The following is a 12,362-nucleotide window of genomic DNA, read 5'->3' on the forward strand; positions in this document are numbered from 1 at the left end:
AAGATTCGGTAACGGGCCTTCGTCCATTCGGTCGTAGCCCACCGGCCGTCTACTCGCCGGCGCGCAGCACCTCGCTCAGCCGGTCGCGTCGCCGCAGCGCCGACTCGACAGGTACGACAGTGGCTGCCGCCGCCAGCAGCGCCACGCTCAGCAGGCCGAGCAGCCACCACGGCAGGACCGGGCCCGGGTCGGTGGCTTGGCCGGTGAGCAGCCGCAGAGCGAGTGGGCCGAGCAGCAGGCGCGCGAGGAGGGCCCCGAGGAGCGGGCCGCACACCGCGGCGACCACGGCCGGCGGCAGCAGCTCTCCGGCGGCGACCCAGCGGGCGTCGCGTGGCCGCAGACCCAGCGTCCGCAACCGGGTCAGGGTCTGCCACCGCTCCGACGCACCCGCGGCGGCGGCGAGCGCGAGGCCGAGCAGCCCCAGAGCCAGCAGCACCGCGGCGGCCGTCCACGCGAGCCGCAGCAGCCCCTTGGTCAGCGGCGCCATCCGCTGCGCCCGCAGGACGTCCGCGCGCAGCACGACGTCGGCAGCTACGTCGCTGTTCGACACGGCCCGCGCCGCGCCGGGGCCGGTCACCCAGACGGTGTTCGGAACGGCGGGCAGCCCGGCGTCGGCGAGGGCCGCGGCGTCCACGATGACGACGTCGCCGGCACCGCCGACGGAGGGAGCGGTACCGACCGCGGCGAGATGGATCGCCGGGCCGTCGTCCCGGAGCAGCTGCAAACGCGTACCTGTTCGCAGCTCGCCGTCGCTCGATCGGACCAGCGCCGGGACGTCCCCGGGACCGGGTGCCGTGAGCCGGGCCAGCGCCGGCGCGTCGGGCAGCGGGGTGGTGGCCAGCAGGCGCTGGAACGCGCCGGCGTCCACGATGACCAGGCGTGGGGCGAGCGGTGTCGATTCGCTGAAGACGCGCGCCGAGTCGGTCACCCGGGCGACGACGACCTGCCCCACCCCGGGAGCGGCAGCGATGCGCTCGGCGAGTGCGGGCGTGGCGGTGGCGGCGTCGGCGCTGACGTCGAGGCGGGCGTCGGCGCCGACGGTGCTCCACGCGCCGTCGGCCATCCCTCGGGTGACGGTGGCGCCGAGGACGAGCGCGAACGACGCGAGCGCCGTGCTGCTCACCAGTATCAGCAGCGGCAGCGTGCGCCCGGCCGTGGTGGCCGCCCGGGCGGCGCCGAACACGGCCAGCGGGCGACGCGAGCGCAGGGCCTGTCGGAGCGCGAACCGCGCACCGAGGGGCAGCAGCCGGAGCAGGACGAGCGCACCGACGAGCGTGCCCAGAGCGAGGGCGCTGATCGGCAGGATCAGGTCGCCGGCCAGCTCACCGGTCTCGCCGTCGGAGGCGACGGGCAGGAGCCCGCGCTGGTGCAGTGCGCCGAAGGCGGCGACCGCGGCGATCAGGACGGCGGTCTCCACGGCCGCGCGGCGCAGCTGGCCGGTGACCCGGATCCAGCGTCGAGCGGCCGGGTTGGCGGGTTGACGCCGGTCGCGACTGGCGCGGGCGGCGGCGAGGGTGCCGAACGCCGGCCCGGCGACGGCACCGGCCAGGAGCACGGGAACGGCCCAGGTCCAGGAGACGCCCGGAGCGGCCGCGCCAGCGAGCGCGAGCCCGAGAGCTGCGGCCGAAAGGGACACCACTGCGGACTCGATGAGCAGTTCCGCACCGACGTCAGGTAGCGCCGCCCCACGCTGCCGGGCGGCGATCAGAGCCGGAGCACGGCGGCGGACCAGCAGGTCGGCGGCGAGCAGCAGGACCAGCACCGTGGCGGTCAGCACCCCGGCGAGCAGGACGGCGGCCTGTGTGAGGACCGCGCTGATCCGGCTACGGGCGTCGCGCAGCGCCGTGTCGAGCTGCGATTCCCACTTCAGGGACTCGTTGCGCTCGCCCGAGGATCCGGAGGCCGCCTTGAGCTTGACCACCTGGCTGGCGAGCGCTGCGGTGGTGTCCCAGGTCAGCGCGTCGGGTTCCGGGGTGAAGTGGACGGTGCGCCGCAGTTGGTCCTGGTCGACGGCGAGTCGGGCGTCCGGTAACGACTCACGCGACAGCAGGCCGCCGTATCGGGTGGTCCCCACGCCGTCGACGCCGGGCAGGGGGCTCAGGAGCGACGGGGCGAGCCGCCAGGCGGGGTCGGCGCTGTCCCCGGGTCGGTAGATCCCGCTGACCCGGACGTCCTTGTCGCGTCCCCGGCCGTCGCTCAACGGGATCCGATCGCCGGGTCCGAGGTGGAGTGCGGCGGCGTCCGCCTCGGAGAGGCCGACCTGCACCGGCCAGGGCGGTCCGCCGTAGGGCGTCTCGACGTACTCGTCCGGGCGAGTGGCGCCGGGTGCGCTGCCGGCGACCCAGGTCACGGCCGGGCCACCGAGGTCATCGGCGAGGTAGGTGAACTGGAAGGTACGCGGCGCGTTGCCGTCGGTGATGTGCAGGATCGGGCCGTCGACGACGGCGACGGGTGGGAGGAGCGTGGCGTCCAGGTCGGGTCCGAGCGCGTGGGACGCCCGGGAACGGAAGGTGTCGACGTCGTCGGCGAGGCGGGGTGCGCGGACCCGTCCGCCGGTCGGGCCGTCGTCGCGTTCCCACTCGGCGTGCACGAGGACGTTCGAGTCCTGGCCGGCGCGGCGGACCGTGTCCTGGACGGCGTTGTCGGCGGCGGCGCGGAGCAGCGCCGGCGCGGCTCCGGCGAGCAGCGCCACGGCCGCGATGACGGCTGCGGTGAGCAGCAGCGGTCCGGCGTCGGTTCGGGCCCGGCCGCGGACGCTGGGCCAGTGCGGCGCCGGCCATCGGCGGATCAGCCACTGTTTCACGGCGCCACCCGCAGGTGCGCGGCGTCGGCCCGGCGGACCTGCACGGTGACCACGACGGTGACCGCCAGCAGGCATCCGACCAGCAGTACGGCGAGCAGTGCGGCCTCGGCCGGCCACGGCCAGTGCGGTTGGGCGGCCGGGACGGGCGCGGCGCCGCTGTCGGAGCGCACGAGCAGGGGAGCGACGATGCGGGTGGCGAGGGCGCCGACGGCCGCGCCCGTCGCCAGGAGGGGCAGCAGAACGCCGGCGTGCTGGCCGAGCAGGACGGCCCGGATGCCGCGCCGGGACATCCCCAGGCCGCGGAGCCGCGCCACCTCGACGGCGCGGAGCTGCAGATCGCAGGTGACGTGCAGGACGACACCGGCGAGCAGCAGCAGGGCCGCGGCCGGGACGATGAGCCGGAGCGCGGCCGGCAGCCCTGCGCGCAGTGGGCCGCCGGTGAGGCGGGCGGTCTCCGCCTCGCGGGCCGCGACGCTGCCCAGGTGCAGGGCGGTGGCCCGCTCGGCGGCGCCCCCGGCGGGGTGACCGACCCACCAGGCGTCTACCGGGAAGGTCAGGTCACCGATGACGGCGCGTGCGCGGGACAGCGTGTCCAGGTCGGCCAGGACGGCGACGGCGCCGGGGGCGGACGGCACGGTCGGCACGACCTCGGTGACGACGATCGGGACGGGCGTGATGCCGACCGTGACGCTGAGCTGGCTGCCGCGGTGGGCGCCGACCTCGCTGGCGAAGCGGGCGGAGACGGCGACGGGCACCGGGCCGGGGTCCGGGAACGCTGTGGCGACCATGGTCCGGGCGGCGTCCTCGGCACCGCCGAGGTCGACTGTCGCGGCCATCCGCAGCGCGGTTCCCGCGGGCGTGGCGGACAGTCCGACGGTCAGGTCGCTCACCTTGGTCGGGACCGGGGGCGCGGACGTAGCGGTCCAATCCGATCCGTCGGGGGGCCTCTCGGTCGACCGCGTGGGCGGCACGGTGAGTGTGACGGCTACGGCGACGGGTGCGCCGACCGAGTCGGAGGTGACCGGCAGGGCGACCGCCACGAGGCGCTGCCCGTCAGCAGTCGCGCAGGCCGGCAGGCGGACCTTCTGGCCGTCGAGCGGCACGGCGGGACCGGTGCAGGTCGTGCGGAGGCCGGTGGCGTCCTGCAGCAGCAGCCGGGGTGTCACGGCGAGCGGGGTGTCGCCGGCGGCGGTCCCGCTCAGGACGAGTGGGGCGTCGGCAGGAATGGCGAGGCCGGTGACCGGGGTACGTGGCGCCAGCGTCGCGCCCACGGCCGACCATCCGCGGTCGCCGTCCAACCGCCCCCGTAGCAGCGCGTCGGCGCGGGTGGTGTCGACGGCGACGAGGCGCGGCGGTTCGCCGGCGGTGCCGAGCCACTGACCGACTGTGGTGCCACGGTTGAGGGCTGGACTCACCGCCCCCGCGGTGGCGGCGCTGACGTTCGCGCCCTCGCCGGCCACCGGCGCCGTGCCGAGGGTGAGTGCCAGATCCGTGCCGACGGAGAGCGCGGCCTGGTCGCGCTGCGACTGGTGCCACGTGTCGTCGAAGGCGAGGCCGAAGGTTCCGGCCGCGCAGGCCAGCCCGACGAGCAGCCCGGCGGCGACCGCCTGGGGCCGGCGGGCGCTCTCGGCGACCGCCAGCGGAAGCGCCAGCCCGCGGGCGCGGTACGCCAGCCGGTCGGCGCCGCGCAGGGCGGGCAGTACGACCCGGAGCGCCAGGGCGGCACCCGCGGTGAGCAGCAGCGCCGGGGCGAGCACCCGGACCGCGTCGGCGCGCGGGCTGGCGGCGGTGGGCTGCGCGTACAGCTGCCACCAGCCGGCGGCGGCGAACACCGCGAGCATCAGGTCGGCACCGGAGCGGGCCAGTAGTTCGCGGCGGGTGCGTCGGTCGCCTGGTGCCGGGACGGCCCGGATCGCCAGGACGGCGAGGACAGCGGCGAGCGCCAGCGCGCCGCCGGTGACCGCGAGGACCTGGACACCGGTGATGGCCGGCGCGACGGTCAGGCCGGCGGCGTCCAGCGGTGGCAGGTGGGTCAGACCGGCGTGCAGGGCCGACGAGGCCGGTATCGCGAGCGTGGCGGCGACGGCGGTGACGAGCCCGGCCTCAAGGGTGGCGGTCGCGGCGAGCTGGCGACGGCTGGTGCCCAGGGCTGACCGCAGGGCGGTCTCGTCGGCGCGGATGCCCGCGGTCAGCCGTCCGGCGAGGACGAGCGCCGTCGCGGTCAGGACACTGCCGAGGGCGGCGATGGCGAGCACGACGGCGGCGGTGACGTGCCGTTGGTCGTCGGCGGATCGCAGGGTCGCCGGCAGGTCGGAGGCGACACGTGCGAGCTGGACGCGGTCGCCGAGGGTGCCGGCCAGCCGGCGGTCGGCACCGTCGACCGCCCCGGCGACGGTCTCCAGGTCGCGGCGGTGGGGGTCGGACAGGTCCGGATGAGCGGTGATCTCCATCCGGTCGACTGTGGAATCGGTGGCGACCAGGTCGGCGAGGTCGACGAGGAACGGGCCGTAGGCGTTTACCGGTTGCAGGAAGCGGCCGTCCCGGTAGCCGATGGCGGAGCCGGCCCCGGCCAGGGGGTCGCGGTCCCAGCCGCGTCCCGGCAGCGGCCGCACCACACCGACGACTGTCACGTCGACGGCCGGGACGGGCGCGTGGGCCAGTTCGCTGCCGAGGCGCACCCGGCGGCCGGGGGTGAGACCGAGCAGGTGGGCGGTGGACTCCAGCAGCACCGCGTCGCCACGGTGCTGTGGCCAGCGGCCGGTGACCAGCTCGGCGCGGGTCGGCAGGTCGTCCAGCCCGGACAGGTACGCCTGGGGCGCAACGGTGGTGCCCGGGGCGAGCGCGGGCGGCAGCGCCCGCAGCACCGTGGACGCCCGCGCGCTTGTCGTCACCGGGAACGGTGCGAGTGCGGAGGCCACGACGGTGCGGGTGTCGGCGGCGACGGATGCCGCGTCCCCACCCTCGACGGTTCCGGTGTAGACGGTCACGTCGACGGCGGCGGGGGCGGCCCGGGCCATGGCGACCTCCAGCGCCCGCTCGGTGGTGCGGGTGCTCAGCAGGGTGCAGGTGCCCAGCAGGGTCGCGCCGATCGTGACGACCCCGAGGAGAGCTGCCAGCAACGGCCACTGCGCTCGGGTGCGCCGGCTGACCAGCCTCAGCATCGTCGCGTCACCGGGCGTCCGACAGGGGCTCGCGCGGCTGCCCGGCAGCCTGCTCGTCGAGGTGCCCGTCGTGGATGCGGATCACCCGGTCGGCCAGGGCCATCATCACCGCGTCGTGCGTCGACACCACGACTGTGACGCCTTCGGATTCCACTATCCCGCGCAGCAGGGCCATCACCGACAGGCCGGTCTCGGCGTCCAGTTGCCCGGTCGGCTCGTCGGCGAGCAGAAGCTGGGGCGAGGCGGCCAGTGCGCGGGCGATCGCCACCCGCTGCTGCTGGCCGCCGGACAGCTCGGTCGGCCGCTGCCGGGCGTGGTCGGCCAGGCCGATCAGCTCCAGCAGCAACTCGACCCGCCGCTCGCGCTCGGCCGGGGCGACGCGGGCCAGCCGCAGCGGGGCGGCCACGTTCTCGGCGGCCGACAGCACCGGGATCAACCCGAAGCTCTGGAAGACGTACGACACCTTCTCGCGCCGCAGCCGGGACAGGCCGTCCTCGTCGAGCGCGGTGACGTCGGTGTCGTCGACGTGCACGGTGCCGGCGTCCGGGCGGTCCAGGCCGCCGAGAACGTTGAGCAGGGTGGTCTTGCCCGAGCCGGACCGGCCGACGAGCGCCACCATGGAACCGGCGGCCACGTCGAACGACACGCCGCGCAGGGCATGGACGACTGTCGGCCCGGTGCGGAAGCGCCTGTGCACACCGCGTACGCGAAGCAGCGGCTCGCCGCTCATTCGCCGCTTCCCGAGTGGGGGTGGATCGTGATGTGGTCGGTTTCCAGGGCCAGCCGGACCCGTCGGGTCAGGGCCAGCGCCTGACGGAAGTCTCGGGGCACCTGGACTCGCCCAGCCCTGTCCATCACGGCGTACTCCTCGGCGATCGTGTGCGTGTCGCCCTCCGCGTCGGTGGTGGTGCGGCGCAGCACCTCGCTGCTGGTGCGCCCGTCCCGGATCGCGACGGTCCGTTCGACCTGGCCGCTGACCTCCGGGTCGTGGGTCACCACGACAACTGTGACGCCGTAGCGCCGGTTGACGTCCCGCAGCACGCCGAAGACCTCCGCGGACGTGGCGGCGTCCAGCTCGCCGGTCGGCTCGTCGGCGAGGAGGATCCGCGGCTGGTTGGCCAGTGCCACCGCGATCGCGACCCGCATCTGCTGCCCGCCGGAGAGTTGCCCGGGACGCCGATCGGCGCAGTCGGCGACACCGAGGCTGTCCAGCAGCTCGGCCGCGCGCTCCCGGCGCTCCTCCTTCGCCGTACGGGCCGCCGTCATGGGCAGGTCCACCATTTCCCGTGCGGTCAGGTAGGGGATCAGGTTGCTTGCCGTCTGCTGTCGTACGAACCCGACGGTGCGCCGCCGGTAGTCCACCCGGTCCGCGCGGGACATGGCCAGCAGATTCCACCTGTCGACCCGGACCCGCCCGGCGGTGGGGGAGTCGATGCCGGCCAGGATGGAGAGCAGCGTCGACTTGCCCGACCCGGAGGCGCCGACGATGGCGACCAGCTCACCGCTCTCCACGGCCAGGTCCAGGCCCTGCAACGCCTGCACCTCGATCGAACCGGTCTGGTAGATCCGCACCAGGTTCTCGCAGACGATGAGCGCGTCCCGGCCGAACTCGGGCGCCCGTGCGGCGGGTTGCGGCAGGGACAGCGGTGTATGGGACATTCCCTCTCCGTCCGCACGCGTCAGGGGCCTCGATTGCCGTGCTGACGCAGATTGAAGCAGCTTCGCGTATCGGCGGCTTCGTCGACCATGCCCCTGTGCGGCTTTCCTGCATCCTGGGCGAGGGTCTGGCGGTGCAGGGGACGGCGCCGTCCGCGTACCGGGGTCGCCCGGTCGACGTCTACGCGGTCGCCGAGAGCAAAGCCTCCGCGAGGTCGGTGCGGGCGCTGAGCAGCGTCCGGCCCCGACGGTGGGTCACCACCAGACCGGCCGCGCGCAACGCGGTGAGATGCTGGGAGACGCCGCCGGGTGACATCCCGCTGCGCCGGGCCAACTCGGTGGTGCTCACCGGCCCGGTCAGTTCGGCGAGCAGCCGGGCCCGTCCGCGCCCGAGGACGGCGGCCAGCGCGTCCGGGACGCCGTTCGGCCGCTCCCAGAGGGTGCCCAGCCCACGGGCGGGGTAGGCGAGCTGCGGCGCGTCCCCGGTGGAGACGCTCAGCACCGACGGCCAGACGAATACCGACGGGACCAGCACCAGGCCCGGCCCGTCCGCGACGTCCGGGGCCAGGCAGTGCCGCTGCGCGACGAGCAGGGTGTCGCCCTCCCACCGGACCTGCTGGTGCAGGTCGTTGAGGAGCACCGCCGCGCCGTCCTCGGCGAGCAGGCGCGCGCGTGCGGTGACGTCGGCGTCGAGCAGCAGCCGCAGCCGTGGCCAGTGCGGGGCCAGGGCGATCCGCCAGTACGTCTCGATCTCCGCACTCAGCCGGCGCAGCCCGGCCGGCGGGTCGGCGTACAGGGCGGAGAGCGCCGGCGTGCGCTCGCCCGGGTACAGGTCCAGGTGTGCCCGGACGGTGTCGGCCGGGGTGGCGCGCAGGGCGGCCAGTTCGGCGGCCAGGTCCGGGATGAGACCGACGGGCGGCGGGGTGAGGAAGTCGGCCAGGTAGCCCGGCGGAGCCGGCACCAGCTGCCAGAGCAACGCGTCGTCCGCCTCGATCACTGCCGCCTCGGCCAGCGGTTGTCGTACCCGGCGGACCCAGGGCAGGTGGACGGCGTGGTCCCCGGGGTCGCGCAGCACCCGGACGCTCGCGACGACCTCCCACAGGCAGGAGACGGCGAACCGGATGCGGGCGACGGCGCCCGCCGACATGCTGATGGCGACCACGGCACCCCCGGTGGTTTCAGCTGACGCTAAAACATTACCGGCGGCCGCAGGTCCGGCCGAGACTTGCCGCGTGAGCGAACACCACACCCGAGCCGAACTCTTCCGATCCCTGCACACCCCCGGGTCGCCCCTGGTCCTGGTCAACGCCTGGGACGCCGCGAGCGCCCGCGTCGTGGCGGCCGCCGGCGTCCGCGCGGTGGCCACCACCAGCGCCGGCGTCGCCTGGAGTCTCGGTGCGCCCGACGGTGACCTTCTCGGCCGCGACGCGGCCGTGGACCTGGTCCGCCGGATAACCGCCGCGGCGGCGCTGCCGGTCACCGCGGACATCGAGTCCGGATACGGGGAGACACCTGCGGAGGTCGGCGTGACCACCCGAGCCGTGCTCGACGCCGGCGCCGTCGGCGTGAACATCGAGGACGCCCAACGTACGGACGGCCCGCCGTTGCGCGACGTGCCCGACCAGTGCGCCCGCATCGGTGCGGCGCGGGGCGCGGCCGACGCGGCGGGTCTGCCGCTCTTCGTCAACGCCCGGATCGACACCTTCCTCAGCGGCGCCGGGGGCGTCGACGAGACGCTGGCCCGGGCCACCGCCTATCTCGCCGCCGGCGCGGACGGCATCTTCGTGCCCGGGGTGGTCGACCCGGTGACCATTCGCGCGCTGGTGCAGGCGGTGCCGGCGCCGCTGAACGTCCTCGCCGGGCCGGGTGCGCCGGCGGTGGGGGAGCTGGCCCGACTGGGGGTGGCGCGGGTGAGCCTCGTCGATCGCGCAAGCCGCGTACGCGGTCGCCCGCCGGGCGGCGGACGAGGCCCTCGGCACGGGCACGTACGGCGCGCTGGCCGACGCCCTCGACTACGGCACGCTCAACGCCCTCATGCGCTGAACGGGCGGGCCAGGTCGGGCTCGGAGCCGGCGCCTCCCGTGATGCACGGGGCCAGGGAAGACTCCGGGCCGGCCGCCTCTGTCGAGGTGGCCGGCCCGGGCTCGCCTGCTCCGTCAGCGGTGGCCCATGCTCGCGTCACAGCGGCGGGGCGATGTCCCGCCGCTCCTCGACCCGGCGGTACTCCACCGGCTCCTCGACCTGGCGGTACTCCACCGGCTGCTCGGTGGCGACGGGGACCGCCTGGCGGCGGCGACCCCAGATCAGCGTGGTCATGATCAGGCCGAGCACGCCGGCCGCCATCAGGATCCAGCCGACCACGTCGAGGTTGATGCCGCCGACGTCAGCGTCCAGGGCGAAGGTGAGGATCGCGCCGAGCGCGATCAGGAAGATGCTGGTGCCGATACCCACGACAGCCTCCTTAGGGGGGTGTGGTGCGCTGTCGAGGTCTCTCAGTACCCCGGTGGCGACCTGCGCAATCGCCGCAGCCCAGGGTCGCGCGCCCGCCGATCTTGGCATCGGGTAGAGTTTGCCGCGTCGCCGACGTTCGTCGGGGACGTGCGGACGTAGCGCAGCTGGTAGCGCATCACCTTGCCAAGGTGAGGGTCGCGGGTTCGAATCCCGTCGTCCGCTCGCGATCCGCCTCGACGGGCCTGAGTGCCCGGGTCGGGCGGAAACCACGGGCGATTGGCGCAGTGGGAGCGCGCTTCCTTGACACGGAAGAGGTCACTGGTTCAAACCCAGTATCGCCCACCAGGAAAACGGCTCGTCATCGACATCGGTGGCGAGCCGTCGTGCGTCTGACACCGATCTGACGCCCGCCAATTCCGGTGGCGGGGCGGGGTCGCTCGTTGGGAGACTCGGTCCCGTGCGAGAGCCGGACCGCTTCCGAGCCGCCGTACGCCTCTGGGCGGCCGGCGGTCCCGATGCGGCGACCGCTGCCGGCGTGGCCCGGGAACTGGTCGCCGGCCTGCGCGCCGTCGTGCTCGTCGAGGGCGTCAGCGACCAGCGCGCGGTGGAGGCGCTGGCGGAGCGACGGCGTCGCGACCTGGCCGCCGAGGGTGTGTGCGTGGTGCCGCTCGGAGGCGCGATGAGCGTCGGTCGGTACCTGCGGCTCTTCGGGGCGCACGGCCTCGCCGTGAGCGTCCGAGGGCTGTGCGACGAGGCCGAGGAGGGCTTCTTCCGACGGGGCCTGGAGCAGGCGGGGTTCGGCGTCGGCCTGACCCGGTCGGCGATGGAGGTGCTCGGCTTCCACGTGTGCGTGACCGACCTGGAGGACGAACTGATCCGCGCGCTCGGCAGCGACGGCGTCGAACGGGTCATCGCGGAGCAGGGCGACCAGGTCCGGTTGCGGGTCTTCCAGAACCAGCCCGCCCAGCGTGGACGGTCGATCGAGCGGCAACTGCGTCGCTTCCTGGGCACGATGAGTGGCCGCAAGGCCCGGTACGCGGGGGCGCTGGTGCGCGCTCTCGATCCGGGCGCCGTGCCCCGCCCGCTGGACCGGCTGCTCGCCGGCTGACCGGCCCGAACCCGGATGGTCGACCCGACCCCGACCGGACCGAGCCCATCCCGGCCGCGCGCGGGCGTCGGCCCGGGTTCTGCCGAGGGCAGATCCGCTCGCGGTGAACAGGAGCACCGCCCGCCGCCCCGATCCGGCAGGGTGGAGCACATGAGACTGCTGGTGTTGGGCGGTACGGGTTTCGTGGGCGGCGCGACGGTCACCGAGGGAGTACGCCGGGGCTGGTCGGTGACGGTGTTCAACCGGGGGCTGCACGGGTTGGTCCCGCCCGGCGTACACCGGTTGCGGGGTGATCGGACCGCGCCCGACGGCCTCGCCGCGCTTGCCGGCGGCGAGTGGGACGTGGTGGTGGACACCTGGGACGGCGCGCCGCGCGCCGCCCGCGACGCGGCCCGCGCGCTCGTCGACGCGGTCGGGCACTTCGTGTACGTGTCGAGCGGTTCGGTCTACGCCGACCCGGTGGTGCCCGGCTCGGACGAGACAGCACCGGTGGCCGACGGCGACCCGGACGCTGTCGACGGCGACTACCAGCACCTCAAGGCCGGGGCGGAGCGGGCGGTGCGGGAGGTCTTCGGGAACCGCGCGCTGATCGCCCGGGCCGGGCTGATCCTCGGTCCGGGGGAGGACATCGGCCGGCTGCCCTGGTGGCTGAACCGGATCGCGCGGGGCGGCGACGTGCTCGCCCCCGGGCCGGCGGAGTTGCCGATCCAGTGCATCGACGTGCGCGACCTGGCCAGCTGGATGCTGGACCAGGGCGAGCGGGGGCAGGGCGGCACGTTCAACGCGATAAGCCGTCCCGGGCACTCCACGATGGGTGAGCTGCTCGACGAGTGCGTGGCGGTCACCGGCTCCGACGCCCGGCTGCGGTGGACCGACCCCGAGCCGATCCTCGCCGCCGGTGTGGAGCCGTGGAACGACCTGCCGATCTGGTTGCCGCTCGGGCATCCGTACCGCTGGTTGCTGGAGCGGGACACCAGCCGGGCCCACGCGGCGGGGTTGACCTGTCGGCCGGTGGCCGAGACGGTGGCGGAAACGTGGCGGTGGCTGCGGGAGGTCGGCGCCGTCCCGCCGCGCGCCGGCAGACCCGGCCGCGGTTCGGTCGGCCTGGACCCGGCCCGGGAGGCCGCGCTGCTCGCCGCCGCGGAGTCGGCGGCCGGCTGAGCGGCGGCGTCCGTCGGTGCGT

8 protein-coding genes, 2 tRNA genes and 1 pseudogene are annotated in these 12,362 nt (G+C 75.1%); 5 read left to right on the plus strand and 6 right to left on the minus strand.

Features of this window, described 5'->3' with window-relative positions; genetic code table 11:
• Positions 1-49 precede the first annotated feature (49 nt).
• The 5 genes from ACGFIE_RS16025 to ACGFIE_RS16045 form a co-directional block, all read right to left on the minus strand.
• A complete protein-coding gene (locus ACGFIE_RS16025) occupies positions 50-2,803 on the minus strand; it encodes an FtsX-like permease family protein (protein WP_393295043.1) in 2,754 nt (917 codons plus the stop codon).
• A complete protein-coding gene (locus tag ACGFIE_RS16030; RefSeq protein WP_393295045.1) occupies positions 2,800-5,964 on the minus strand; it encodes an FtsX-like permease family protein in 3,165 nt (1,054 codons plus the stop codon). Before ACGFIE_RS16030 ends, ACGFIE_RS16025 begins: the two co-directional genes overlap by 4 nt.
• Positions 5,965-5,971: 7 nt before the next feature.
• Positions 5,972-6,694: an ABC transporter ATP-binding protein gene (locus ACGFIE_RS16035; RefSeq protein WP_393295047.1), complete on the minus strand. Its 723-nt coding sequence runs from the start codon at positions 6,692-6,694 to the stop codon at positions 5,972-5,974.
• Positions 6,691-7,623 (minus strand): ABC transporter ATP-binding protein, encoded by a 933-nt coding sequence (locus tag ACGFIE_RS16040; protein WP_393295049.1) that lies wholly within the window; start codon positions 7,621-7,623, stop codon positions 6,691-6,693. Before ACGFIE_RS16040 ends, ACGFIE_RS16035 begins: the two co-directional genes overlap by 4 nt.
• Positions 7,624-7,801: 178 nt before the next feature.
• On the minus strand, positions 7,802-8,782 hold the full coding sequence (locus ACGFIE_RS16045) for a helix-turn-helix domain-containing protein (protein ID WP_393295052.1): 981 nt from the start codon (positions 8,780-8,782) through the stop codon (positions 7,802-7,804).
• 70 nt (positions 8,783-8,852) lie between these two features.
• Here ACGFIE_RS16045 and ACGFIE_RS16050 point away from each other — a divergent pair, with 70 nt between their 5' ends.
• Positions 8,853-9,938, plus strand: a complete 1,086-nt coding sequence (locus tag ACGFIE_RS16050; protein ID WP_393295055.1) for an isocitrate lyase/phosphoenolpyruvate mutase family protein — start codon at positions 8,853-8,855, stop codon at positions 9,936-9,938.
• Positions 9,939-9,945: 7 nt separating this feature from the next.
• Here ACGFIE_RS16050 and ACGFIE_RS16055 read toward each other — a convergent pair.
• A pseudogene (locus ACGFIE_RS16055) lies at positions 9,946-10,179 on the minus strand (DUF6458 family protein); the annotation flags it as partial.
• A 41-nt stretch (positions 10,180-10,220) separates the two neighbouring features.
• On the opposite strand from ACGFIE_RS16055, the gene ACGFIE_RS16060 reads away from it, so the two are divergent.
• The 4 genes from ACGFIE_RS16060 (at position 10,221) to ACGFIE_RS16075 (ending at position 12,340) form a co-directional block, all read left to right on the plus strand.
• Positions 10,221-10,293, plus strand: a tRNA-Gly gene (locus tag ACGFIE_RS16060).
• 48 nt (positions 10,294-10,341) lie between these two features.
• Positions 10,342-10,416 (plus strand) — tRNA-Val (locus ACGFIE_RS16065).
• A gap of 112 nt (positions 10,417-10,528) precedes the next feature.
• On the plus strand, positions 10,529-11,179 hold the full coding sequence (locus ACGFIE_RS16070) for a TOPRIM nucleotidyl transferase/hydrolase domain-containing protein (RefSeq protein WP_393295058.1): 651 nt from the start codon (positions 10,529-10,531) through the stop codon (positions 11,177-11,179).
• A 150-nt stretch (positions 11,180-11,329) separates the two neighbouring features.
• Positions 11,330-12,340 carry an NAD-dependent epimerase/dehydratase family protein gene (locus ACGFIE_RS16075; protein ID WP_393295061.1) on the plus strand — a complete coding sequence of 337 codons (1,011 nt, stop codon included), beginning with the start codon at positions 11,330-11,332 and terminating at the stop codon, positions 12,338-12,340.
• Positions 12,341-12,362 lie beyond the last annotated feature (22 nt).

It is taken from the genome of Micromonospora sp. NPDC049275, assembly GCF_043197115.1.
Classification (GTDB): Bacteria; Actinomycetota; Actinomycetes; order Mycobacteriales; family Micromonosporaceae; genus Micromonospora.